Source organism: Alteromonas sp. 4NH20-0104 (assembly GCF_057547795.1).
In genome coordinates this window covers 22,775-48,592 of sequence record NZ_BAAJLP010000001.1, presented here as the reverse complement: position 1 = coordinate 48,592, position 25,818 = coordinate 22,775, and the positions used below count along the sequence as shown (strand labels likewise).

The 25,818-nt window shown below is 50.9% G+C and carries 25 protein-coding genes; 24 read left to right on the top strand and 1 reads right to left on the bottom strand.

What is annotated here, in order from left to right; all coding sequences use genetic code 11:
- Positions 1-3 precede the first annotated feature (3 nt).
- From tviB to AC27IB_RS00210, 4 genes are read left to right on the top strand one after another with little or no spacing between them, the layout of a single operon-like run.
- Positions 4-1,263, top strand: coding sequence for a Vi polysaccharide biosynthesis UDP-N-acetylglucosamine C-6 dehydrogenase TviB (gene tviB / locus AC27IB_RS00225; protein WP_487118060.1), 1,260 nt, complete (start codon positions 4-6; stop codon positions 1,261-1,263).
- 25 nt (positions 1,264-1,288) lie between these two features.
- Complete coding sequence (locus AC27IB_RS00220) at positions 1,289-2,245, top strand: Gfo/Idh/MocA family protein (protein ID WP_487118464.1); 957 nt, start codon at positions 1,289-1,291, stop codon at positions 2,243-2,245.
- Complete coding sequence (locus AC27IB_RS00215) at positions 2,238-2,822, top strand: acyltransferase (RefSeq protein ID WP_487118058.1); 585 nt, start codon at positions 2,238-2,240, stop codon at positions 2,820-2,822. The genes AC27IB_RS00220 and AC27IB_RS00215 overlap by 8 nt, the downstream gene beginning before the upstream one ends.
- Complete coding sequence (locus AC27IB_RS00210) at positions 2,822-3,949, top strand: DegT/DnrJ/EryC1/StrS family aminotransferase (protein ID WP_487118056.1); 1,128 nt, start codon at positions 2,822-2,824, stop codon at positions 3,947-3,949. The genes AC27IB_RS00215 and AC27IB_RS00210 overlap by 1 nt, the downstream gene beginning before the upstream one ends.
- Here AC27IB_RS00210 and AC27IB_RS00205 read toward each other — a convergent pair.
- On the bottom strand, positions 3,944-4,399 hold the full coding sequence (locus AC27IB_RS00205) for an adenylyltransferase/cytidyltransferase family protein (protein WP_487118054.1): 456 nt from the start codon (positions 4,397-4,399) through the stop codon (positions 3,944-3,946). The genes AC27IB_RS00210 and AC27IB_RS00205 overlap by 6 nt on opposite strands.
- Before the next feature lie 151 nt (positions 4,400-4,550).
- Between AC27IB_RS00205 and AC27IB_RS00200 the strand changes: the two genes are divergently transcribed.
- The 20 genes from AC27IB_RS00200 (at position 4,551) to flhA (ending at position 25,792) form a co-directional block, all read left to right on the top strand.
- A complete protein-coding gene (locus tag AC27IB_RS00200) occupies positions 4,551-5,351 on the top strand; it encodes a flagellin (RefSeq protein ID WP_487118052.1) in 801 nt (266 codons plus the stop codon).
- Positions 5,352-5,675: 324 nt separating this feature from the next.
- Positions 5,676-7,109, top strand: coding sequence for a sigma-54 dependent transcriptional regulator (locus AC27IB_RS00195; RefSeq protein ID WP_487118050.1), 1,434 nt, complete (start codon positions 5,676-5,678; stop codon positions 7,107-7,109).
- Positions 7,110-7,263: 154 nt separating this feature from the next.
- Positions 7,264-8,469 carry a sensor histidine kinase gene (locus AC27IB_RS00190; protein ID WP_487118048.1) on the top strand — a complete coding sequence of 402 codons (1,206 nt, stop codon included), beginning with the start codon at positions 7,264-7,266 and terminating at the stop codon, positions 8,467-8,469.
- Between the two features lie 3 nt (positions 8,470-8,472).
- Complete coding sequence (locus AC27IB_RS00185; RefSeq protein WP_487118046.1) at positions 8,473-9,819, top strand: sigma-54-dependent transcriptional regulator; 1,347 nt, start codon at positions 8,473-8,475, stop codon at positions 9,817-9,819.
- 240 nt (positions 9,820-10,059) lie between these two features.
- Positions 10,060-10,398: a flagellar hook-basal body complex protein FliE gene (gene fliE / locus AC27IB_RS00180; protein WP_487118044.1), complete on the top strand. Its 339-nt coding sequence runs from the start codon at positions 10,060-10,062 to the stop codon at positions 10,396-10,398.
- 14 nt (positions 10,399-10,412) lie between these two features.
- Positions 10,413-12,101 carry a flagellar basal-body MS-ring/collar protein FliF gene (fliF, locus tag AC27IB_RS00175; protein WP_487118042.1) on the top strand — a complete coding sequence of 563 codons (1,689 nt, stop codon included), beginning with the start codon at positions 10,413-10,415 and terminating at the stop codon, positions 12,099-12,101.
- 15 nt (positions 12,102-12,116) lie between these two features.
- Complete coding sequence (gene fliG / locus AC27IB_RS00170) at positions 12,117-13,157, top strand: flagellar motor switch protein FliG (protein ID WP_123326554.1); 1,041 nt, start codon at positions 12,117-12,119, stop codon at positions 13,155-13,157.
- A gap of 11 nt (positions 13,158-13,168) precedes the next feature.
- Entirely contained in the window at positions 13,169-13,951 is a 783-nt protein-coding gene (gene fliH / locus AC27IB_RS00165) for a flagellar assembly protein FliH (protein WP_487118040.1), read from the top strand.
- Positions 13,941-15,275: a flagellar protein export ATPase FliI gene (fliI, locus tag AC27IB_RS00160; RefSeq protein ID WP_487118038.1), complete on the top strand. Its 1,335-nt coding sequence runs from the start codon at positions 13,941-13,943 to the stop codon at positions 15,273-15,275. The genes fliH and fliI overlap by 11 nt, the downstream gene beginning before the upstream one ends.
- 5 nt (positions 15,276-15,280) lie before the next feature.
- Positions 15,281-15,745, top strand: a complete 465-nt coding sequence (gene fliJ / locus AC27IB_RS00155) for a flagellar export protein FliJ (protein ID WP_487118036.1) — start codon at positions 15,281-15,283, stop codon at positions 15,743-15,745.
- Positions 15,746-15,855: 110 nt separating this feature from the next.
- Positions 15,856-17,994 carry a flagellar hook-length control protein FliK gene (locus AC27IB_RS00150; RefSeq protein ID WP_487118034.1) on the top strand — a complete coding sequence of 713 codons (2,139 nt, stop codon included), beginning with the start codon at positions 15,856-15,858 and terminating at the stop codon, positions 17,992-17,994.
- Between the two features lie 82 nt (positions 17,995-18,076).
- Positions 18,077-18,607, top strand: coding sequence for a flagellar basal body-associated protein FliL (gene fliL, locus AC27IB_RS00145; RefSeq protein ID WP_296046602.1), 531 nt, complete (start codon positions 18,077-18,079; stop codon positions 18,605-18,607).
- Between the two features lie 12 nt (positions 18,608-18,619).
- Positions 18,620-19,678: a flagellar motor switch protein FliM gene (fliM, locus tag AC27IB_RS00140; RefSeq protein WP_296046604.1), complete on the top strand. Its 1,059-nt coding sequence runs from the start codon at positions 18,620-18,622 to the stop codon at positions 19,676-19,678.
- A 34-nt stretch (positions 19,679-19,712) separates the two neighbouring features.
- A complete protein-coding gene (fliN, locus tag AC27IB_RS00135) occupies positions 19,713-20,120 on the top strand; it encodes a flagellar motor switch protein FliN (protein WP_487118031.1) in 408 nt (135 codons plus the stop codon).
- Positions 20,080-20,568: a flagellar biosynthetic protein FliO gene (gene fliO / locus AC27IB_RS00130; protein ID WP_487118029.1), complete on the top strand. Its 489-nt coding sequence runs from the start codon at positions 20,080-20,082 to the stop codon at positions 20,566-20,568. The genes fliN and fliO overlap by 41 nt, the downstream gene beginning before the upstream one ends.
- A 1-nt stretch (position 20,569) precedes the next feature.
- Positions 20,570-21,319 (top strand): flagellar type III secretion system pore protein FliP, encoded by a 750-nt coding sequence (gene fliP / locus AC27IB_RS00125; RefSeq protein ID WP_487118462.1) that lies wholly within the window; start codon positions 20,570-20,572, stop codon positions 21,317-21,319.
- 4 nt (positions 21,320-21,323) lie between these two features.
- The gene (fliQ, locus tag AC27IB_RS00120) at positions 21,324-21,593 is read left to right on the top strand and encodes a flagellar biosynthesis protein FliQ (RefSeq protein ID WP_123326540.1); all 270 of its coding nucleotides are present in this window, start codon (positions 21,324-21,326) and stop codon (positions 21,591-21,593) included.
- Positions 21,594-22,376, top strand: a complete 783-nt coding sequence (fliR, locus tag AC27IB_RS00115; RefSeq protein WP_487118027.1) for a flagellar biosynthetic protein FliR — start codon at positions 21,594-21,596, stop codon at positions 22,374-22,376.
- A 15-nt stretch (positions 22,377-22,391) separates the two neighbouring features.
- Positions 22,392-23,516, top strand: a complete 1,125-nt coding sequence (flhB, locus tag AC27IB_RS00110) for a flagellar biosynthesis protein FlhB (RefSeq protein ID WP_487118025.1) — start codon at positions 22,392-22,394, stop codon at positions 23,514-23,516.
- Between the two features lie 173 nt (positions 23,517-23,689).
- Positions 23,690-25,792, top strand: a complete 2,103-nt coding sequence (flhA, locus tag AC27IB_RS00105; RefSeq protein WP_487118023.1) for a flagellar biosynthesis protein FlhA — start codon at positions 23,690-23,692, stop codon at positions 25,790-25,792.
- The last annotated feature ends 26 nt before the right edge of the window (positions 25,793-25,818 follow it).

Genomic DNA, 25,818 nt, shown 5'->3' with positions numbered 1-25,818 from the left:
ACTATGAAAAAGTTAGCAATTATTGGTTTAGGTTACGTTGGGCTGCCGCTTGCCGTTGAGTTTGGTAAAACTCGAGAGGTGGTTGGTTTCGATGTTTCGCAGCAACGGGTCCGGGAGTTGCAGGACGGCAAGGACCGCACCAATGAAGTGAGCTTTGAAGAGCTACAGCAGGCGAAAGGACTGACTTTTTCTACTTCGATGAGCGATCTGACCGCTGCCAGCATTTTTATCGTGACCGTACCTACCCCAGTAGATAATCACAAAAAACCAGATTTTACGCCCTTAGTAAGTGCCTGTACCACCCTGGGTAAAGTGTTAAAACGCGGTGATATTGTCATTTTTGAGTCAACCGTTTATCCGGGCGCGACGGAAGAAGTCTGTGTGCCGAAGCTGGAGGAGCTCTCCGGACTGGTTTTTAATCAGGACTTTTATGCTGGCTACAGCCCGGAAAGAATTAACCCGGGTGATAAACAGCATCGCCTGGCGGATATACTTAAGGTGACTTCGGGTTCAACACCTGAGATCGCGGAAGAAATTGACGCGTTGTATGCATCAGTTATTACGGCCGGGACTTACCAGGCCAGTTCTATCAAAGTGGCTGAAGCGGCTAAAGTTATCGAAAACACCCAGCGTGATGTTAACATTGCGCTGATTAACGAGCTGGCGATCATTTTTAATAAAATGGGGATCGATACCGAAGAAGTATTGAAAGCGGCCGGCACCAAATGGAATTTCCTGCCTTTTCGACCCGGCCTGGTGGGAGGGCATTGTATAGGCGTGGATCCGTATTACCTGACCTATAAAGCCAAAGCGATTGGCTACAACCCGGAAATGATCCTGGCTGGTCGTCGCTTAAACGACAACATGGCCCACTACGTAGTGACCCAGTTAATCAAAAAAATGATTAATACCGACATCAAAGTTAATGGTTCCCGCGTACTGGTGCTGGGAATGGCGTTTAAAGAAAACTGTCCGGATATCCGTAACTCGAAAGTCATCGATATTATTCGCGAACTCAAAGACTTTGACGTGAACGTGGAAATATTTGATCCCTGGGTGAGTAATGCCGATACCGAAGCCGAGTTTGGCATTTCACTGGTAGAGCAGCCGCAGTCGGGTAGTTATGATGCTGTGGTACTGGCCGTTGCTCACGACAACTGTCGTGAAATCGTTAGCAATATTAAACAGTTGGTCAAACCGAAATCCGTTATTTATGATTTAAAACATATGTTGCCTGTAGCCGATTCTGACCTGCGGTTGTAGCACAACGAAAAAGAGAATGTCTTTGATGCTTAATTTTGCATTAATCGGCGCCGCCGGTTATATCGCGCCACGTCACATGAAAGCTATCAGTGAAACCGGTAATAATCTGGTGGCCGCGCTGGATAAAAACGACTCGGTGGGGATTATTGACCGCTACTTTCCCCAGGCTGACTTCTTCACCGAGTTTGAACGCTTCGACCGTCATGTCGATCTACGCCGGCGGGAAGGTAACCCGGTTAATTATGTGAGTATCGCTTCGCCTAATTATTTGCACGATTCCCACATTCGGTTTGCTCTGCGCAGTGGTGCGGATGCTATTTGTGAAAAACCACTGGTGCTGAACCCGAAAAATATTGATGCGCTGGCCAGCATCGAAAAAGACACCGGCAAAAAGGTCAACACGATACTGCAGTTGCGCTTACATCCGAGCCTGGTTGAACTGAAAAGAAAAGTCGCAGCCCAATTACAGGCTAATCCCGATAAAGTATTTGAAGTGGATCTGACTTATCTGACTAGCCGGGGTAACTGGTACTTTCGTTCATGGAAAGGGGAAACCGCCAAATCAGGGGGAATAGCCTCTAATATTGGCGTGCATTTTTTCGATATGCTGGCCTGGATATTTGGTGAGGTCAAAGAGTCGTTAGTACATGTGCATCAGGCCGATACGGCGTCGGGTTTTTTGTTTTTAAAGCATGCCAAAGTCAGATGGTTTTTATCGGTGAACTACGATTACATCCCTGATGCGGTGAAAGCCACCGGACAACGAACGTACCGTTCTATTACGGTGGAAAACCAGGAAGTAGAGTTTTCCGACGGTTTCACCGATCTGCATACGGAAAGCTATCGGCAAATCATTGACGGTGCCGGTTTTGGGCTTGAAGAAGCACGTAACAGCATTAACATTGTGGCAGAAATTCGTACCATCGAAACGACCGCTAATTCGTCACTGGCACACCCGTTTGTGGATGCAATGAATGGCTGATACTACCATCCACGACTCCGCCATTGTCGACGAAGGCGCACAGATTGGCAGCGGTTCACGGGTCTGGCATTTCGTACATGTGTGCGGCGGTGCCAGAATTGGCCAGCATTGCTCGCTGGGGCAAAACGTTTTTGTTGGCAACGCAGTCGTGATTGGCGATAACTGCAAAATTCAGAACAACGTGTCGGTTTACGATAATGTTACGCTCGAAGATAACGTTTTTTGTGGCCCCAGTATGGTCTTCACTAACGTATACAACCCGCGCAGTGCCATTACACGTAAAGATGAATATCGCGATACGCTGGTGAAAACCGGTGCTACTCTCGGAGCCAACTGCACCATTGTTTGTGGCGTGACCATTGGCCGCTATGCCTTTGTAGGCGCTGGCGCGGTTATTCAGCGAGATGTGCCCGATTACGCCTTAATGGTAGGCGTGCCGGCCAGGCAAATTGGCTGGATGAGCGAGTTTGGCGAACGCCTCGACTTACCTTTGTCCGGTGATGCACAAACGGTTTGCCCTCATCAGCAGATTACTTATCGTTTATCCGGTGGCCGGGTCAGCAAGGTAAACCGTTAATGCAGTTTATCGACCTCAAAGCCCAGTATGAGTCTGCTAAAAGCCGCATCGATGCGCGCATAGCCGCGGTGCTCGCACACGGGCAGTATATTATGGGGCCGGAGGTTGACGAGCTGGAAGCACAACTGGCTGACTATGTGGGGGTAAAGCATGCGATTACCTGCGCAAACGGCACAGATGCGCTACAACTGGCACTGATGGCAATGGGGATTGGACCGGGCGATGCGGTGATCGTGCCCACCTTTACCTTTTTTGCTTCCGCCGAAGCGGTAGCTTTTGTTGGCGCGACGCCGGTGTTTGCCGATGTTGACCCGCGTACCTTCAATCTGGATTGCGAAAAACTCGCCACTACCATCCGCCAGGTGCAAGCCAGCTCAGCATTAAAACTCAAGGCCATCATGGCGGTTGATTTGTTTGGCCAGCCGGCAGCTTATGAACATATTCAGACTATCGCCACGTCGCACAATCTACTGGTGATTGAAGATGCGGCCCAGGGGTTTGGCGGCGAGCGCCAGGGCAAACGAGCCGGCAGTTTTGGCGATATAGCCACAACCAGCTTTTTCCCGGCCAAACCGCTTGGCTGTTACGGCGATGGCGGGGCAGTGTTTACCAGTAACGACGACTATGCGGCGCTGGTAAAGTCGCTGCGAGTACACGGTAAGGGCGCCGACAAATACGATAACGTCAGAATTGGTATGAACAGTCGGCTGGACACTCTGCAGGCGGCGGTATTACTCGAAAAATTAGCGCTGTTTCCGGCGGAGCTTGCACGGCGTCAGCAGGTTGCCGGGCTATACAGCGCCGGGTTGGCAAACAGCCCGCTGGTGGAAACTCCGGTGTGCGGTGAGGGCGTTAAAAGCAGTTGGGCGCAATATACGCTGCAGGCAAAGTCGATTGGCAGAGAGCCTCTGCAAAAACGATTACAACAACAGCACATTCCCTCTGCCGTTTATTATGCAACCTGTATGCATCAGCAAACCGCTTTTAAGGCGGCGGTTTTACCTGCGGGAGATTTATCGGTAGCAGAGGCTTTAGCGGCCAGCTGTTTTAGTTTGCCTATGCATCCTTACCTGAGCGATGATGATACAGAGCAGGTCATTAACGCGCTGATTGACCCGCCGTTATAATTTATTGATTAATCCATTGAGGTGCGAGGCGACATTGCGAATTTCCCGCAGTTTTTCTTCGTTGATTTGGTGAATAACCGTTTTCAGTTCGGTGGTAGAGATGTCCTTAGTGCGGGGCAGGTAGAGTACCTCTACAATGTCTTGTAAATCATCAAATTTACCGGCCCAGTCATCGCCAATAGCGAATATCGCGGCCTGTTCCCGGAGCAAGTCCTGCCGTTTTTGCTCCCAGGTATTTTCCTCAAACACTTCATCCACGTACCGGCATGACAAAAGCACTTCCCGACGATCGGCATAGGGGATAATGGTTTTCTTCCCTTTCACCAGGTTAAATTCGTCGGAAGATAATCCAACCACCAGTCTGTCTCCCAACGATTTCAAACGCTTAAGTAATCTGACATGGCCAACATGAAAAAGATCAAAAGTGCCATAGGTAACAACGGTTTTCATGTTGGTCAGGTTCCTCGGTTAATGGGGCCGCTTCGCAGGTTTTGAGAGTATACATGGGTATCTATCTTCATACATTATCGGCGTCATCAGCTGATGCTTTAGGTTGGCGAATGTTTGTACAAATGCTAAACTTAGTCCAGAGGTGATAGGTATGATTAACTTTAATACAGATAAACCAATGTCGCTGCTTGAACAGGTTCAGCAACGGCAGGATAAACTGTCTGAAAAGCTGGCTTCCGGCAAGCAAATCAACAGTGCTGCAGACGGCGCTGCCGCGCAGCAAATTATCGATCGGTTAACTTCTGAAGTTGAAGGTGGTCGGCAGGCAGTGAACAATGCTTACGATGGTATTTCGTTAGCCCAGGTAGCCGAAAGCGGGCTGGAAGGCATCAATAACGATGTAAATCGAATTCGCGAGTTAACCCTGCAATCCGGTAGCGGCATTTTAAATGATGCCGATCGTCAGGCGATTCAGTCTGAAATATCCCAGTTACAGCAAAATATTTCGCAAACCATTGAGCAAACCGAGTTTGCCGGTAAGCCGTTGTTGTCAGACAGTGGCTCGATTGATTTTCAGGTAGGCAGTCAGGCCGGCCAGCAGATCAGCGTAGGCACCCGGGATATTGGTAGCGAACTCTCTGACGTGTTGTCTGTGGATATAACGGCGCAGTCTCTGGAAGATTCACTGGCGGCAGCGGACAGCGCTATCGAAACCGTAGGCGGCGCCCGTGGTGAGTTAGGCGCAGTGCAAAACCAGTTTGCCTCGACGGCCCGAAATCTGACCGAAACCAATGTCAATCAGACGGCGGCAAGAAGCCGGATCCAGGATACGGATTATGCTCAGGCCAGCTCCCAGCAAGCGGCTAACGACGTGCAAAATCAAGCGGCGCTGACCGTTCAGGCGCAGGCTAATCAACAACAGGGGCAGGTGCTCAGTTTGTTGAATAACTAAATCGAACAAATTTAGAACAAAGGCAGGTTTACCTGCCTTTTTTATTGTCAATAATCCGCTTTTTTCATTGCGATTCACATTGTTACCGCTACAATTGCCAAAGCGCTCTATACCAAATTGCATGCTTATCTATGCAAGTCGGTATTATCAACCCTTGGTTTCGGCCGCCAGGCTGTATCGCTGCCAAATCATTTAATATTGACCAGTCCGAATGGCAGGCCAGGTTGATGATGGCAAAAAATGTGTCCGATTTTTGACAGTCGCACACACAAAACCGTGGTTTGGTATAAACTAGTAAATATAACAATAGCGTTTGGGGACTGAATGAAGGATATATTGCTTGTTAGTGATAACAATGCATTAAAACAGAATCTGCACACGATCCTGACATTTTTAGGGGAGCCGTGTGTTTCGCTTTCGGTGTCTGAAGCGCAAGCCTTGCTGGAGAATAAATCGCCCGTAGCGGTGATCCTCGATGTAGAGACCGGCAACAACGCCCTGACGCTAGTCAAAACTTATCCCCAGCATCCGTTTGTAGCAATCAATATGGCAGACCAACCCAGCCTCAACGTGGGGAACCTGGTGGGTCATATCACGTTACCGATTACTTATCCATCACTGACCCAGGCGATTCACCGCTGCCAGGAATACATTCGTAGTCACCCGGTGCGCAATGGCGCGGTACCCACTAAAACCCGGCTATTCCGAAGTTTGGTGGGCAAGAGCGAGCAAATTCAGGGCGTACGCCGGCTGGTGGAGCAGGTGGCTCCTACCGACGCAACGGTACTGATTCTGGGTGAATCCGGTACCGGTAAAGAAGTGGTAGCCCGTAACGTGCATTTTTTATCAGAGCGCAAAGACGGCCCGTTTATTCCGGTTAACTGTGGCGCTATCCCGGGCGAGTTACTGGAAAGTGAGCTATTTGGCCACGAAAAAGGTGCGTTTACCGGGGCTATCAGTGCCCGTAAAGGCCGCTTTGAACTGGCAGAGGGCGGTACGCTGTTTCTCGATGAAATCGGCGATATGCCGCTGCAAATGCAGGTTAAGTTATTGCGCGTGCTGCAGGAAAGAATGTTCGAGAGAGTGGGCGGCAACCGGCCATTGCAATGTGACGTGCGAATCATTGCTGCCACGCACCGCGATTTAGAAAAAATGATCGCCGATGATAAATTTCGTGAAGATTTATATTACCGGCTGAACGTATTTCCTATTGATAGCCCGGCCTTACGCGAACGCCGCGAAGATATACCGCTGTTATTACAAGAACTCATTAGCCGAATTCAGGGCGATGGTGTGGCCCCGGTTAAGTTTACCGAGCGGGCTATCAGTTCGCTGATGGAGCATCCCTGGTCGGGGAATGTCCGGGAATTGTCGAACCTGGTTGAACGACTGATGATCCTGTTTCCGGGTCAGATTGTCGATGTACAGGATCTGCCAGCCAAATACCAGTATGGTGATATGGAACGCTTTGAGCCGGATTATCCGGAAGAAGTGTTAGAGCGCGAGGCTTTTAATGAACTGTTTGCAGAGTCTGCTTCCCTAGACGATGATACCTCAGAGCCCGAGCCTGCTATCAACGGTTATTTACCCGATGAAGGGGTTAACCTTAAAGAGTATCTTTCAGAGCTGGAAATTAATCTTATTCAACAAGCTCTGGATCAGCAGGAGTGGGTCGTTGCCCGGGCGGCCGATAAACTGGGTATGCGTCGTACCACGCTGGTTGAAAAGATGCGTAAGTATAATATTCAGCGCGACTAACCCCTATTCGCCTTCAAAGAGTTAACCGTCCTGGTTGGCTCTTTTTGTTTGCCGTTCAGCCCTAATCCTCCGCTTGTCATAATATTGACAGCGTAAATGCCTCTGTTTTAATTCTAAGCTTCTGAAATTTAAGTGTAAATTTCTGGCACGACTAATGCAAAATCCTTCCCAGTCTAACAAGTGTCTGCAAATTGACGAGGAACGTATGGCATTAAATAGTCGTGTTGCCAATACCGTAGAAGAAGTATCGATAGAATCCCCTAAAAGCCATCCGGCGGCGGCAGATTTATCGCTGGTACGCGAAACTGCACAATCACAACAGCAGGAACTCGACTCTTTACGTCAGCAGGCATCGCGTTTAAGTCACCTGTTACAGGTAATGCCGGCCGGTGTCATCGTACTGGATGGCAAAGGGTATGTTCGGCAAGCCAATGAACAGGCGTCTTTGTTACTCGGCGAACCTCTGGAAGGGGAATTATGGCGAACCATTATCGCCCGTTCGTTTAAACCCAGAGCCGATGATGGACACGAAGTGTCATTATTTGATGGGCGCCGGGTTAAGTTGTCCATTACGCCATTGGTGAATGAGCCAGGTCAGCTTATTGTGCTGACCGATCTAACCGAAACCCGTCAGTTGCAGGCGCGATTGAGCCATTTGCAGCGCTTATCATCACTGGGGAAAATGGTGGCTTCGCTGGCTCACCAAATCCGCACTCCGTTATCTGCAGCGATGCTCTATGCCGCCAATCTGACGCGCAAAAATTTACAGCCAGAATCCGGTGTGCAGTTTGCACACAAACTCCAGGACAGACTCAAAGAACTGGAAAGCCAGGTCAATGATATGTTGCTGTTTGCTAAAAGCGGCGAGCAACAGGTGGTGAACGACATTTCGGTTGAACAGTTGTATGAGGCAATTGCGCCCACGGCACAAACCATCACGCAGGGCCTGGATCAAGTCGTCATTTTTAAGGGCCAGCATATCAATGCTTCTATCACGGGTAACTTAACGGCCTTGCAGGGCGCACTGCTTAACCTTATTCAGAATGCCAGCCAGATAAGTCCCAAGGGGAGCGACGTCACCGTGCAGTTCAGTGTGCACAATCGCTGGCTGTGCGTTACCGTCAGCGACCAGGGGCCTGGCGTGTCTGACGCACTGAAGCAAAAAATATTCGAGCCATTCTACACCACCAAAACCCACGGCACCGGCCTTGGGCTGGCGGTAGTGCAGTCGGTGGTAAAAGCGCATCAGGGCAGTATTCAGGTCGAAAACCTGGCCGATGAAGGCGCCTGCTTTTCAATTATGTTACCCCGCGCATTTGCCAGTGAAATGGTAATTGCCGACGCGAATCAAGAGGAATAACCCATGCCAAAAACAACCGTACTGATCGTCGAAGATGATGCAGGCCTGCGCGAAGCGCTGGTTGATACGCTGTTACTGGCTGAGTATCAGGTGGTCGCCGCCGATTCAGCAGAGCAAGCCATCATGCTGCTCAGCAAGCAGCCGGTAGATATTGTGGTCAGTGATATTCAAATGGGAGAAATGAACGGCCTGGCGCTGTTAAAAGCCATTAAGAGTAAAGACGCCAACTTACCGGTGTTGCTGATGACCGCTTATGCCACGGTAGATGATGCTGTCAGCGCCATGCGCGACGGTGCAACGGATTATTTGTCTAAGCCATTCGCGCCCGAAGTACTGCTGAATTTAGTGGGTCGTTATGCACCGGCGCAGAAAGTGGAATCCCGTCAACCGATTGTGGGCGATTCAGGCAGTCTGGAACTGCTGCAACTGGCTCGGAAAGTGGCCCGTTCTGAAGCGACGGTCATGGTGTTGGGTCCAAGCGGCTCGGGTAAAGAAGTTCTGTCGCGCTATATCCACGACAATTCCCAGCGCAGTCAGGCGCCGTTTGTGGCAATAAACTGTGCCGCAATCCCTGAAAACATGCTGGAAGCGACCTTGTTTGGTTACGAGAAAGGCGCCTTCACCGGTGCGATACAGGCCTGTCCTGGCAAGTTTGAGCAGGCTCAGGGCGGTACCTTATTGCTGGACGAAATTACCGAAATGGACCTTGCCTTGCAAGCCAAGCTATTACGCGTTCTGCAGGAAAAAGAAGTGGAGCGACTGGGCGCGCGCAAAACCATTGAACTGGATGTCAGAGTGATAGCCACCAGTAACCGCGACCTTAAAGAAGCGGTGGCCCGGGGCGATTTTCGCGAGGATTTATATTACCGCTTAAATGTGTTTCCAATCACCTGGTTGCCATTAGCACAACGGGTAGGGGATATCATTCCTCTGGCTGAACACTTACTCAACCGCCATGCTGCCCAGCAAGGACTGGGGCAATATAAATTGAGCGCGTCAGCGCGCAGTAAATTATTGCAACACAGCTGGCCGGGCAATGTTCGTGAACTGGAGAATGTTTGTCAGCGGGCGCTGATTTTATGTGAGTCAGACCTGATAGACGCCAGCGACCTGATGATAGAACCGATGAACGGACAGACATTTAATTCGGCGAGTGAAGCGGACTATGAAGAAGATGACAGTCGCTTAGGCTCAGAGCTGCGGTATCAGGAGCATCAGATTATTCTGGATACGCTGGCCTCCTGCAAAGGGAAACGCAAGGACGTGGCCGAAAAGCTCGGCATCAGCCCCCGTACACTGCGCTACAAGCTGGCGCGTATGCGGGAACAGGGCATTGAAGTACCGGCCTGATCCCCATTACATCCTGACACTCCACAGGGCGCTCATTCAGCGCCCTGTTCTATCTTTCTTTCAAAGTGTTTATCTCAGCCATGCTGACTTGCCGTCATAAATTTGGCATAAATTAGTAACCTACTGATAATTATAAATAATAAAAGTTGGTCTGGTCCTTGCTGTAGATCCCTGTAAGTACTATTAAAGCCATAAATCCGGCACTACCGGACAGGCAATCAACACACATCAGGAGCCGTTATGGACGTTAAAGCCAACAGTTTGTATCAGGAAATGCAGGCTATGATCGCGCAAACTCGTCTGGACGTTAATCCACCGCAGAATCTTGAGGTCAGTACAGAGTTAAATACTTCAAAAAGCGATTTTGCCGCGATGCTGGGCAATGCTGTTGAGAAGGTCAACAGTATGCAGCTCGAATCCAAAGAAATGACTCAACGTTTTGAAATGGGCGACAAATCCCTCAGTCTGGCTGAAGTAATGCTGGCCAAAGAGAAGTCGGGCATTGCGTTTGAGGCCACCGTGCAGGTGCGCAACAAGGTGCTGGAAGCGTACAAGCAAATCATGAATATGCCGGTGTAGTGGAGTAACTGACTGTGGCTGAAGCAACGGGAACAAATCTGGCCGTATCCGACTCAGGTGATTCGGATAACGAGCAAAAATCCGGTTTTATGGACACCATTGGCAGTACCGATATGGTCCGCCAGATGACATTGGTTGTGGTATTGGTTATCAGTGTGGCGATTGCCATATTTGTGGTGTTATTTATTCAGGAGCCTGACTATCGTCCGCTGGCCAAAATGGACACCGAAGAACTGATCGAAACCCTCGATTACCTCGATGCTAACCAGATTGAATACCAGTTGGAAGGCAATATTGTCCACGTGCGGGTGGATGAGTATCAGAAAATTAAACTGGGTATGAGCCGCGAAGGTCTGGCTCAGGCCGAGCAGGCTGGCAGCGACATCATCATGCAGGATATGGGCTTTGGTGTTTCCCAGCGCGTTGAGATGGAACGTTTGAAGCATGCCCGCGAAATGCAGGTAGCCAATACCATTGAAGATATGGCCAGTATTAAAAAAGCGCGCGTGTTACTGGCACTCCCTAAAGAAAATGTGTTCGCTCGTCGCGAGAAAAAGGCCAGCGCCACGGTAGTATTAACCGCAAACCGCGGCTCGGCGATAACCGGTGAAGAAGTTGACGCAGTGGTTGATATCGTGGCTTCGGCAGTGCAGGGCATGGAACCAGACAGAGTGACCGTAACCGACAGTAACGGCCGCTTACTGAACTCCGGCTCGCAGAATTCTGTCAGCGCCAGAGCGCGCAAAGAGTATGAAATTGAACGTCAGCGTGAAAGCGAGTATCAGGAAAAGATTGATGCCATTCTGATCCCGGTGCTGGGCATTGGTAATTACACGGCTCAGGTGGATGTCAGTATGGACTTTACCGCGGTAGAGCAAACTCAGCGTCGTTATAATCCTGATTTACCAGCAGTGCGCAGTGAAATGGTGGTTGAGGAAAACTCTGTGGGTTCGGTTGCCGCTGGCATTCCCGGCGCTATCAGCAATCAGCCGCCACTGGATGCTAATATTCCCGAAAACGCGCTGGGCAATGGCCAGGTTGCGCCGGTCCCCGGCCGTACCACTAAAGAATCAACCCGCAACTATGAACTCGACACCACTATCAGCCATACCAAGCAACAAACCGGCGTGATCCGCCGTCTGAGCGTCTCGGTGGCGGTGGACTATCAGCAAAGCACCGCTGAAGACGGCACCGTTAACAGCGAAGCCCGGAGTCAGGAAGAGTTACTCAGTATTCGTCGCCTGCTGCAAGGCGGCATTGGCTTCGATGTCACTCGTGGCGATAGCCTTGAAGTGGTCAGTATGCCGTTTAGTCGCATTGACGCCGGCGATATAGAAGAGCTGCCACTGTGGGAACAACCCTTCTTTATGCCTATACTTAAATGGGTCATGGGTGGGCTGGTTGTAATCACCCTGATCTTTGCTGTTATCAGACCAATGCTGTCGAAACTGATTAATCCGGCAGACAGCCAGGCCGGTGACGACTTCGATGCTGATGAAGGATTGGATCTCGGTGATGATACCATTAACATGCTGTCCAGTGAGTTTGATGCTGGCCAGGTTGGCTTTGCGCCGGACGGCTCGTTAATGTTACCGGATCTGCATAAAGATGAAGATGTATTAAAAGCGGTACGCGCACTGGTAGCCAATGAACCTGAACTATCTGCCCAGGTAGTGAAGGGCTGGTTGCTGCAGGATGAGTAATTAAGGGGTCGTGAGATGGCAGAAGAACTGGCCACACAAGAAGAACAAACCTACGACGTAAGCAAGCTTGAAGGCGTTGAGAAAGCCGCGATCCTGCTACTGAGCCTGTCGGAAGAAGATGCCGCCCAGATCCTCAAACATCTGGAGCCTAAACAGGTGCAAAAACTTGGTGCGGCCATGGCCCGCATCGATGATATGACCCAGGCGAAAATTACGTCTGTGCATAAACACTTTATTGAAGAAATTCAAAATTACTCAACCATTGGTTTCCAGAGTCAGGACTTTGTGAAACGGGCGTTAACCGCTGCGTTGGGTGAAGATAAAGCCGCTAATCTGATTGACCAGATCCTGATGGGCTCCGGGGCTAAAGGCCTCGACTCGCTCAAATGGATGGACTCCAAGCAGGTGGCCAGTATTATTCGCAACGAACACCCGCAGATCCAGACCATTGTCCTGTCGTACCTTGAGCCGGAGCAGTCCGCCGAAATTTTGTCGCAGTTCCCGGAAAAAGTGCGTCTGGACTTATTAATGCGGGTTGCCAACCTCGAAGAAGTTCAGCCTGCGGCATTGCAGGAACTCAACGAGATCATGGAGAAACAGTTTGCCGGTCAGGCCGGTACCCAGGCAGCCAAAATGGGCGGCCTGAAGTCTGCCGCCGATATCATGAACTACCTCGATACCAATATCGAAGGGCAGTTGATGGATGCTATCCGCGAACAGGACGAAGAACTGAGCCAGCAAATTCAGGATCTGATGTTTGTCTTCGACAACCTGGTCGACGTAGACGACCGCGGCATTCAGGCGATTCTGCGCGAAGTGCAGCAAGACTCGTTGCTTAAAGCCATTAAAGGCGCTGACGAAGAACTCAAAAACAAAATTACCAACAACATGTCCAAGCGTGCTGCTGAAATGCTCACCGATGACCTCGAAGCTATGGGGCCGGTGCGGATCAGTGAAGTGGAAACGGCCCAGAAAGAGATTCTGTCTGTGGCACGCCGACTGGCCGACGCAGGTGAAATTATGCTTGGCGGCGGTGGCGGCGAAGAGTTCCTCTAACAGGGTAATGTATGAAATCCTATAAATCATTTTCGGTTGCCGAGCTTGAAGACGCCAAGGGTTGGGATCTTCCACATGTGGATGAGCAGGACACCATTGACGACGGCAAAACCAATGCGCTCAATCGCCGCAGTGACTGGAAATATGAACCGCCGGAAGAGCCGGAAGAAATTAAGCCGCCTACCGCCGAGGAAATAGAAGCCATTCGCCAGGCTGCCTATGAAGAGGGGTATGGCGAAGGCAAGCAAACCGGTTACGATGAAGGCAAAGCCGAAGGTCAGGCTGAAGGGCATGAGGAAGGACTGGCCAGTGGCCATCAGGCCGGACTTGAGCAGGGTCTTGAGCAAGGTCAGGCCCAAATTACTCAGCAAACCGAACTATGGGAGTCGCTGGTAGCCCAGCTCCATGCGCCATTAAGCAAGGTGGATGAACAGGTTCGCAAAGAAGTGGTTAAGCTGGCCGTGGCGCTGGCCCGCGCCGTGGTCAGAACCGAAGTCAGAACCAACGAAGACATTATTCTGCAGGCACTCAGTGAAGGGCTTAAAGCACTGCCTGTTGAGGAAAACCATTACAGTATCCATATGCACCCCGAGGATATCGCGCTGGTGCAGGCGCATTTTGGTGCCGACATTATCAAAGAGCGTGGCTGGACGTTGATAGATACTCCGGGTCTTGAACGCGGTGGCTGCGACATTGTTACCCAACACAATGCGGTGGATCTCTCCATTGAACGGCGCAGCCGCAATGTGCTTGATAAATTCCTGCTGGAGCAGGGCTTATCTGATGACAGTTAGCCTGCTATCTCATCTGCAACAACTCCAGAAACAGGTGCCCTCGCCACCGGTGGTGGCGGCCGGTAAGCTGGTCCGGGGCATTGGCCTGACCCTCGAGGCGGTGGGATGTCAATTACCCGTCGGAAGTCAGTGCATGGTCCAAACCATCGATGGCGAAATTGAAGCTGAGGTGGTGGGATTTGGCGATCACATCACTTATTTAATGCCCACTGAAGCGGTGCGCGGGATTGTACCCGGCTCGCGGGTATTGCCACTTAACCGTGACAGTGGTCTGGCCGTCGGACTGGGAATGCTTGGCCGCGTGGTAGATGGCAATGGGCAGCCACTGGATGGACTGGGTCCCATTGAGGCTACCGAACGGGTGCCTACAACGAAACCGCCTATCAACCCGCTGGCTCGACGCACTATTGCCGAACCCATGGACGTAGGCGTGCGTGCCATTAATGCTATTACTACTGTCGGCGTAGGGCAGCGCATGGGATTATTTGCCGGTAGTGGTGTGGGTAAAAGTGTGCTGTTAGGCATGATGACCCGCGGTGCGAAGGCAGATGTCGTGGTGGTTGGTCTGGTGGGTGAACGGGGCCGTGAAGTAAAAGAATTTATTCACGATATTCTCACCGAAGATGAACGTCAGCGCGCGGTAGTCGTGGCAGCTCCAGCCGATACGTCGCCGTTAATGCGTTTAAAAGGGTGTGAAACGGCCGTTACCATTGCCGAATATTTTCGTGACCAGGGCATGAATGTCCTTTTATTAATCGATTCCCTGACCCGTTATGCTATGGCACAGCGGGAAATCGCCCTGGCGGTAGGCGAACCGCCGGCAACAAAAGGCTATCCGCCTTCGGTGTTTGCCCGCTTACCTGCACTCGTAGAGCGGGCGGGGAACGGCGGTGAAAATCAGGGGTCAATTACCGCTTTTTATACGGTCTTAACGGAAGGCGATGACCTGCAGGATCCTATTGCAGACTCGGCACGGGCCATTCTTGACGGTCACATTGTGCTGTCTCGTGCGCTGGCCGAGAGTGGCCATTATCCGGCGATAGACATAGAGGCTTCTATCAGCCGGGTCATGCCGCAGGTTGTCAGTGAAGAGCATTTGTTTGAGGCCCGTCGAATCCGTCAGGTGTATTCAACTTATCAGCAAAACCGTGACCTTATTACACTTGGCGCTTACACCCGCGGTACTGATGCCCGGGTTGACCTAGCCATTAATGCCGAGCCAGCCATCAAAGCCTTGCTGCAACAAGGCATGAAACAGAGTACGCCCTATGATGAGAGTCTTGAAGCCATGAGTAAGCTGGCTGGCGGCTTAGGTAAAGGGTAAATCTGATGGCCCGAACAGATGTCACCCGCTCGCTGGAGCAACTTGCCACGGTTCTCAGGATGGAACTGGAAAAGGAAAAAAAGGCCTTAAACGCCTTTCGACTGGCGCAGGATTACCATCAGCAACAGCGCGCCAAACTGACCAGCTTACAACAGTACCGGATGGATTATGTGCGCCAGCTTCAACAGGAAGGCAGTGGCGGCGTAAAGGCTCACCACTATCAGCAACGCCTGTCTTTTGTGGCTAAACTGGATAAAGCCTGTGAGCAGCAGGGCCACGTGATTGGCCAGTGTAAAATGGCCGCCGATCAACGTCGCACCCAATGGCTGGCACAACAACGCCGTCGGCAGGCCGTGGAAAAGCTCATTGAAAAGAAAGACCAGACTCTGCAGGTTATTGATAACCGTATTGAACAGCAGATGATGGATGAGCTGGCAACGCAACGGTTACTGCGCCGCTCGATCTCCTGAACAGCTCCTGTCAAAAAAGTGGAACACTCTTTGCAATTTCTTTACTGAAGCGACTAATACTGATGTAACAACACATCAAATTCAAGCAGTTAGGTATTGAGGACTCGGTTATGATGCAACAGCTTGCCACGCAACGATCACAAATTGCCGCCTTCCCGGAAACATTGCCGGAAAGCGCTGCCGTCCGTGATCAGGCTCAAACCAGAGAGTCAGTATTACCGGTTGAGTCCGGTCAGTCAGTCCCGGTAAAGCCGACCAAGGACACCTCGGTAACCAGTACCTTCCAGGATGTACTGGACCGTCAGCGTGGCGAGGAAGAAATCGCTAAGGTAAAAAGCAAAAACCCCAAAGAGTCTGCCCCCGCTGAGGACAATGACACCCCGGCCGCGAAGCCAGCCACTGATGAACACGCAGCGCTTCCCCCGAAAGCAGAGAAAGCCGCGGGGCCACAAGAGAATCTCAAAGGCGAGTCAAACGCCATGCCGGACAAAGTGGCCGAGGGCGGCGAAAAACAGGCGGCGGAGGCCGAGGCTCAGGTTTCTGCCAGCCAAACGGTGCCAGCGCACACCGATAACATCGCTTTGCCAGACAGTGAATTTGCCGACATAGCTTTGTTACTGGGGGGCAATACAGCCACTCAGGGCGAAGGAGAACCCGATTATCTGGCGCTGGTAGATGCGGTGCGAGCCTTACAGGATAAATTATCCCCGGCCAGCGATAAATCTGCATCCTCTGAAGAAGAGGTCAGTGCTGAAGACATTATCAGCATGTTGCCAACAGAAATAGGCAAACCCATAGACGGCGATGTATTAGCTCAATTACAGGACTGGTTGAATAGCATTTTGCCAGCAGACTTGCCGACCGATATACAGGCATCACCGCTACAACAAATGCGTGGGGCTGAGCAGGTGTTATCTGACTTGCTCACCCTGGTAAAACAAATTAAAGCGGGGGCTGAACCGCAAGAAAGCTCAACTGTGGACGAGGCCGGCCCGTCGGCATTGGCAAAGCTGGCCATGGCAGAGATAACCCCCGTTGAAGTGCCAACAGCAGAAAAGCCAGTGGATGAAGCGCAACTGACAGAAGAAAATCTGGTGGCACTGGCCATGGCACTGCTGCAGGGATTACCCAATGAACGCCGCAGCACATCCGCTGACACCAGCCCGGGCGAGGCTGAGTCTGGCAGTGAACCGGGCTTGTTATCTGACATAGTCGCCGCAAACGTGCAACTGGCTGAAGAGCCGGTGGTCGTGGCCGAGGCAACGGATGAAGCGTTAGTGCATCAGGCTACACTGTTGGTAAGCCTGATGCGTCAGGTTGAGCAAGGCGCAGACACTGGCAAAGCCGAGACGAAACCCGCTACCGAAAGTGCAGCTACGAAAGTGACAGACATGGACGGTTTGGCTGCGATACTCAGCGACAGTACCGATAAAACCTTACAGGAACTGGCTCAGGTGATAACCGACAGTGCCAGTAAGGCCAACCCGGCCCTCACAGACACGCAGCTCAGTCAGATGCGCAGTCAGCTAACCACTGGCCTTGAAGAAATGCGCTCGCAATTAAAGCAAGGCCATCAACCGGGTCTTGATTTAGCCGCTTTAGTACAACAAGTGGCACAGGATATCGCGCCGCAAAGCACTCAGAACATCGTGCTGCCGGTGATGCAGGATGTTCAGCAACTGACCCAACTGGCATCCATGGCCGGCATGAGTCAGGGGCAGGAACAGCAACTGAACGAACTGGTTACCGTTGCCAGGGATGTCCTGGTTCACGAAACGCGCCAGCAGCATGGCGATAGCCTCAAGTCCATGCAGCAACAATCGGTGTTTGATAAACCGGTGAATGTGCAGCAGACCCAGGGCCAACAGCAAATCGCTGAAAAGATCCGCTGGATGGTAAATGGCCGCCAGTCGATGGCTGAGATTCGCCTTGATCCGCCGGAAATGGGCAGCATGCAGATCCGCCTGAATGTATCCGGCGATAGCGCTTCAGTAAGCTTTGTGGTGCAGTCGCAGCAGGCAAAAGAAGCACTCAACGAGGCGATGCCACGGCTAAGGGATATGTTTTCGGAGCAGGGGTTGAATTTAGGTGAGTCATTTGTCAGTCAGCAAAACAGTGGCGAAGCCGGCGATGGAGAATTTGCCGACCAACCCGGCGGCGGCTTTAATGAGTCGGGTGAAGACGAGGCTAAAAGTCAGGAAACCCATGTTGTCAGACCTGCAAACGGCCTGATTGACGACTATGTTTAATGAAAAGCTGTGGTTTGCCGTTGCCATTTACTGGTGAGCAGACATAATACGCCTAATTTGTGTTGGTGAGAGTGGTTAGAGAATGGCTGAAGAAGAGTTACAGATTGAAGAAACCGGTGGTAAGAAAAGCAAGCTGATGCTGATTATCATTATTGCCGTCGTGCTGATTGGCGGTGGTGGTGCAGCCTATTTCTTCTTGTTTGCCGGTGGTGATGAGCCCACAGCTGCAGAAGAACTGGCAGCCGAGGGTGGTGGTCAGGTGGCGGCCGTGCCGGATGCCAATGCCAGTGTTGGTACTGCGCTGTATGTAGCGATGCCGCGACCAATCGTATTTAACGTGCCAGGCTCCGGGCGTGACAGGCTGGTACAGATTAAGGTTCAGTTAATGGTGCGCGGTACCGATAACGAAGAGAAGGCTAAAACGCATATTCCTTTAATCGAAGGGACCTTGCTGCAAACCTTCAGCGCCAGTAACGCTGACGATCTGGTTACGGAACCGGGTAAAATTGAACTAAGAGACAATGCTCTGGAAGCGGTGCAGAACGCGCTGAAAGACATTGCCGGTGGTGAAGTGGTTGAACGGGTACTGTTTACCGACTTTGTTATGCAATAGCAGGAGTTCGCTGTGAGCGATTTATTATCACAAGATGAAATTGATGCACTACTCCACGGGGTAGATGACGTCGAGGAAGAAGAAGTCACCCATGAGCCGGGCGACTCATCGGCGCTCGAGTATGACTTTTCATCTCAGGATCGTATCGTTCGTGGCCGTATGCCGACCCTGGAAATTGTGAATGAACGATTTGCCCGCCATTTACGGGTCAGCCTGTTTAATATGATGCGCCGCAGCGCTGAAGTGTCGATAAACGGCATCCAGATGATAAAGTTCGGTGAGTACATTCATACTCTGTTTGTTCCCACCAGCCTGAATATGGTGCGTTTCAGACCCTTAAAAGGCACTGGCCTGATTACTATGGAAGCCCGCCTGGTGTTTATTCTGGTCGATAACTTCTTTGGGGGGGATGGTCGCTACCACGCCAAAATTGAAGGGCGCGAATTTACGCCAACCGAGCGTCGGATCATTCAGATGCTGCTGAAGATCATCTTTGAAGACTATAAAGAAGCCTGGGCACCGGTAATGGACGTGTCATTTGAGTACCTTGACTCGGAAGTTAACCCGGCCATGGCCAATATTGTCAGTCCCACGGAAGTGGTGGTGATCAGTTCGTTTCATATTGAGCTGGACGGCGGCGGTGGTGATTTCCACGTTTCATTGCCTTATTCCATGTTGGAGCCGATTCGGGAATTACTCGATGCTGGTGTACAAAGTGACAAGGAAGACACCGACCTGCGCTGGAGTAAAGCGCTGCGGGACGAGATCATGGATGTGCATGTGGAACTGAGCACGCACATGCTGGACTTTGAAGTATCGTTACGGGATGTCATGAACTTCAAACCCGGTGACATTATTCCAATCGAAATGCCCGAGCATATTACGGTGCTGATTGAGGATTTACCGACCTTCCGGGCAAAACTCGGACGGTCCAGAGAAAACCTGGCATTGAAGATTGCCGAGAAGATACCCAGACCCACCTCCGTGAAGTCTGAGTTACAGTTACTCACCCGTGGTGGCCGCATCATTGATAACGATGCTGAGCTGCAGGTGTTAGAAGAAGATTTATAATCGCAAGTCAAGTTAAGTAATAAGAGGCGAGATCATGAGTGAAGAAGACGGTATGGACGATTGGGCTGCAGCCATGGCTGAACAGGCCGATGCTGAATCCGAAGGCGAAGGGGGTGACGAAGGCGTCCGCGTAGCTGAACTTGACGAACTGTCTGATGACGCGCCCATCACCCAGGAAGAGAAAAAGAAACTCGATACGATACTGGACATCCCGGTGACGATTTCCATGGAAGTCGGCCGCAGCCAGATCAGTATCCGTAACCTGCTGCAATTAAACCAGGGCTCGGTAGTCGAACTCGACCGGGTAGCAGGTGAACCGTTAGATGTTCTTGTAAATGGCACGCTGATTGCTCATGGAGAAGTAGTAGTGGTCAACGACAAGTTCGGGATTCGGTTAACGGATGTTATTAGTCAAATCGAGAGAATCAAAAAGCTCAGGTAAATTTCCTTTCAAAACAGGGGGATGCTTTGTCTCCCTGGTTTCAACCCTGTATTGTGCTGAGGCGCAGGCCGCCAATTCCATCACCAATCCCAGCTCAGTACTGTCAATTTTTCTATCATTGCTGCTGATTGTGGCGATTATTTTTTCCCTTGCTTATGTCATGCGTCGGTTTAATGTCACTCCCGGCAGTTCCGGCCAGTTAAAAGTCGTTGCCAGCTTATCAGCCGGTACCCGCGAACGGGTGATGGTATTGCAGGTAGGCGATGAACAGCACCTGATAGGCGTGACTGCACAAAACATCAACCATCTCAGTAAACTTGAACATCCCCTTGAATCTGTCAGCGGAACGGGTAGCAGTGGTGGTGGCGCCGCTTTTAAACAGAAACTGGTGCAGGCCATGGCGCAAAAAATGAATCCGGCAATGAAGGAACACAACGATGACAAATAAAATGAAAGTGATTGTCATGATTGTGTTGGGCGGCCTGATGTTGTCGCTGCCGGCTATTGCACAGCAAGGTATTCCCGCAGTTACCGTAACTAACAACGGCGACGGTACTCAGGATTACACCATGACCCTGCAGGCGCTGTTTATCATGACGGCGCTGAGTCTGATCCCGGCATTTGTCATGATGATGACCTCGTTTACGCGGATTATCGTGGTGCTGTCAATTTTGCGTCAGGCTATCGGATTGCAGCAGTCACCGTCCAACCAGATCCTGGTAGGTGTCAGCCTGTTTTTGTCGTTATTCATTATGACGCCGGTTTTCGATGAAATTAATGTTCGCGCCTTACAGCCTTATCTCGAGGAAGAAATGACTTCCATGGAGGCTTTTGAACAGGCCAAAGGACCTATGCGGGCCTTTATGTTATCGCAAACCCGGGTTAAAGATTTAGAAACCTTCGTGTCGATTGCCGGCGAAGAAGATAAGTACGCCGATCCAACCGATGTGCCGCTGAATATTCTTATTCCGGCGTTTGTAACCAGTGAATTAAAAACGGCCTTTCAGATTGGTTTTATGCTGTTTATACCGTTTTTGATTATTGACCTGGTGGTCGCATCAATTCTGATGGCGATGGGGATGATGATGCTATCACCGATGATCGTGTCGCTGCCTTTTAAGCTAATGTTATTTGTGCTGGTAGATGGCTGGAATCTGATTTTTGGCACCCTGGCCACCAGTTTCGGAATGGGAGTGTAACGCCATGAGCCCAGAGGTTTTTGTTGAAATTCTGCGGGAGTCCATGTTTATGGTTATCCTGCTGGTATCGGCGGTGATTGTGCCCAGCATGATTGTGGGGTTGGTGGTCGCGGTATTTCAGGCGGCTACGTCAATTAACGAACAAACCATGAGTTTCCTGCCGCGCTTAATTGTAACGCTTCTGGCGCTTAGCTGGGGCGGTAACTGGCTGGTTCAGAAGCTGATGGACTTTACCTTTCATATGGTTGAGCAAATTCCACAGGTGGTGGGCTAAATGGAAGTCGAACTGGCTGCGGTGAATCAGTTTCTGGCTGATTTAATGCTGCCATTTATGCGCATCAGCGGGATGTTTGCCGCTATGGTAGGCCTGAGTGCCAAATCCATACCGCCGCAACTCAAAGCACTGCTGGCCATTTTAATGACACTGGTGATCATGCCGGTAGTACCGCCCACACCCATTACCCAACTGGTTGATTTAGGCACTTTCGTAATAGGTATCCAGCAACTGTTGATTGGCATAGCCGTGGGCTTTTTGTCGATGATGGTACTGAACACGTTTGTGCTGGCGGGCCAGGTCATTGCGATGCAAACCGGTTTAGGGTTTGCCAGTATTGTTGATCCGGTAAATGGCATAAACGTCCCGGCGGTAGGTCAGTTTTACCTTATTCTCGCCACGCTTTTATTCTGGGGGATGGACGGACACCTGGCCATGATCAGAATGATCGTCATGAGTTTTCAGGCTTTTCCCATTGGCGAAGCCTGGTTTGCGGCGGAACAACTGCGCGATATTGCTCACTGGGCCGGCTGGATGTTTGTTGCAGCGCTAACCCTGGCGCTGGCCCCGATTATTTCGCTGCTGATAGTTAATCTGGCATTTGGCGTAATGACCAAGGCCGCACCACAGCTCAACATCTTCAGTATTGGTTTTTCCATAGCGCAGATTATGGGCTTAATCATTATCTGGTTAACGCTGGATAATTTTTCCACTCACTTTGCTAATCAATGGCAACGGGCTCAACAGTTTATGTGTGAGCTGCTATTGATTTGTCCGAGCTGATAAGGCTGAGCGACCATGGCGGATTCATCAGAAAAAACAGAAGACCCCACGGGGAAACGACTCCAGGATGCCCGCAGCAAAGGGCAAATTGCGCGTTCTAAAGAGCTGTCGACTACGTTGGTGCTGGTGGCAAGCAGTCTGATGCTGTTGTTATTTGGCAGTTTTATTGCCGATGCGCTGTTTGCTATCGCCAGTAGGATGTTCACCCTTTCGCGGGACGAAACCTACGATCCTACCCATATGTTTTCCGCCTGGGGGGTTGCTATTACTGAAGTCAGTACGCCGGTGATCTCGTTTATGCTGGTAACTATGATTGCCGGTATTTATGGCTCTATTGCGCTCGGCGGCTATAACTTTACCTGGTATTCTGCGGCGCCAAGATTCTCCAAGCTAAACCCGTTAAGCGGCATTAAGCGGATGTTTGGGGTGAACGGGCTGGTAGAGCTGTTAAAAGCCTTCGCCAAATTTATAGTCATAGGCGCCATGGCCCTTTTCGCGCTGTCTTTATTTCAGGATGAGGCGCTGCACCTGGATCAGGAAATCTACCCGCTGAATATTTTCCATGCCCTGGATATGATTGAGTGGGCGTTTTTTCTGCTGACCCTGGGGATGATCCCCATTGCGCTGTTTGATGTGCCTTACCAGTCTTATAAGCACAATGAACAAATGAAAATGACCAAGCAGCAGGTTAAGGATGAGCGCAAAAACTCAGAAGGTGATCCGCAGGTAAAAGGGCGGATCCGTAAACTGCAATATCAGGCCGCTGCCCGTCGAATGATGCAGGAAGTGCCCAAGGCGGATGTGGTCGTTACCAACCCGACCCATTACTCTGTAGCGCTGAAATATGACGAGCACGGCTTGCGCGCTCCTGTTGTTATTGCCAAGGGATCCGATGAACTGGCAATGCATATCCGAAAAATTGCCACCGCCCATGATGTGCCGTTAATTCCTTCTCCGATGCTGACCCGGGCGATTTATTACACTACCGAAGTGGATGAGGAAATTCCGCACAAGCTGTTTATGGCAGTGGCCCAGGTACTGGCCTATGTTTTCCAGCTTAAGAAATACAAGGCCGGTAAAGCCAAACGACCCAAACCACTCAATCGTAATCTGCCCATTCCGCCTGATATGCGTTACTAGCCCTTACTGAACCCAGACTTAAGGCCGGTCATGCCGGCTTCTAAGTCATAAACCACACCGCTGGTGATAATTCGAGCACTTGAACGAGACAGTCTAAAAGCTGGCACGGGGATTGAAGTAGTCCCTGTAAGCGACCTTTAGTGTCAAAAATCGGTTATTGAGAACGTCTCGTTATGGTGTTAACAGAATATCTACAGCGTGTTGATAAATCCCGGCTTCAGCAATTGAGCCAGGGCTTAGGCGTACCTTTGGTTCTGCTGGCCATTATGGGCATGGTGATCCTGCCCATGCCGCCGATTCTGCTCGACATTTTATTCAGCTTCAATATTGCGCTTTCACTGGTCATTATTCTGGTTGCGGTACTGACCAACCGGCCGGTGGATTTCGGTATTTTCCCGCTGGTACTGCTAATTGCTACGGTTTTACGTCTTGCGCTGAATGTTGCTTCTACCCGGGTGGTATTGCTTTATGGCCACGAAGGCGGCGATGCGGCCGGTAAAGTTATTGAAGCCTTTGGTGAGGTGGTGATCGGCGGTAACTACGCAGTGGGTGTCGTAGTATTCGCTATCTTATTGATTATTAACTTCAAAGTAGTTACCGCTGGGGCCGGGCGTATTTCCGAAGTGGGCGCGCGTTTTACCCTTGACGCGATGCCGGGTAAGCAAATGGCCATTGATGCTGATTTAAATGCCGGTTATATCGATCAGGACGAAGCGCGCCGCCGTCGTGAAGACATCACGGCTGAAGCCGACTTTTACGGCTCTATGGACGGTGCGTCAAAATTTGTTAAAGGCGATGCCGTTGCCGGTTTGTTCATTATGATGATCAATATCGTCGGTGGCCTGTTTATTGGGATGATCCAACACGACCTGTCATTCAGCAACGCGCTGGAGGTGTACACCATACTGACCATCGGTGACGGCCTGGTGGCGCAAATACCTTCCTTGCTGCTGTCGGTGGCTACCGCCATTATTGTGACGCGTGAAAATGAAAGTCAGGAAATGGGCAGCGAAATTACCACGCAACTGGGTAACAAAAAAGCGCTGTATATTTCTTCTGGCATCCTGTTTGTTATGGGCATTGTACCGGGCATGCCACATCTGGCTTTTCTGACCTTCTCAGCGTTGGCCGGCGGCTATGCTTATTATCAGACCTATGCCGAAAAACGTAAGGCTGAGCAACCGCCGACTCCGGTGGTCACCAATAACAGTGAAGATAATGTGCCGGCTGAGATTAAAGAACTGGGTTGGGATGACGTACAGCATGTCGACACCATTGGTCTGGAAGTGGGTTACCGTTTAATTCCGCTGGTGGATAAAACCCAGGGCGGCGAATTACTGACCCGGATTAAAGGCGTGCGGAAGAAGCTTTCTCAGGAACTGGGCTTTTTGATCCCACCGGTTCATATTCGCGATAATCTTGACCTGGACCCTAATGCTTACAACATCTCCATGCTGGGCGTGACGATCGGAGATGCTGAAGTCAGCCACGACGAAGAGCTGGCCATTAACCCCGGTCAGGTGTTTGGTAAACTGGAAGGTCGCGCTACCCGTGACCCGGCGTTTGGCCTGGATGCCGTCTGGATTAAGCCTGCCCAACGAGAGCATGCGCAAACTCTGGGTTATACCGTTGTGGATGCGGCAACCGTTATCGCCACCCATTTAAGCCAGTTATTAACCAATAATGCCTACCAGTTGCTTGGCTTTGAAGAAGTACAGCAACTGATGGATATGCTGGCCAAGCATAATCCGAAACTGGTTGAAGGCCTGATCCCCGATCTGGTGTCGCTGGCAACGGTAGTGAAAGTGCTGCAAACCCTGTTATACGAAGGCGTGCCTATCCGTGATATGCGCACCATTGTGCAAACGCTCACCGAGTATGCACCGAAGAGTCAGGATCCTGACGTTTTAGTGTCAGCTGTGCGGATCGCCCTGAAGCGTCTGATTGTACAGGAGATAAACAGCGGTGGCGCCGAGTTGCCGGTAATTACCCTGGCTCCGGAACTAGAACAAATGCTGCATCAGTCACTACAAGCGGGTGGGGATGATGGCGCCGGTATAGAACCCGGTCTGGCTGAACGTTTGCAACAGTCGCTGCAACAGGCTGGTCAGCAGCAGGAACTGGCGGGCGAGCCCGCGGTGTTATTAACGTCGGGCATGTTACGCCCGGTATTGTCGAGATTCTTAAAGAATGCAGTGAATGGCTTGCACGTGTTGTCGTATCAGGAAATTCCTGATGATAAGCAGGTTCGCATTGTTTCTTCCGTCGGTCAGTAAGCTGACAGACACCCTTAATACCTAAG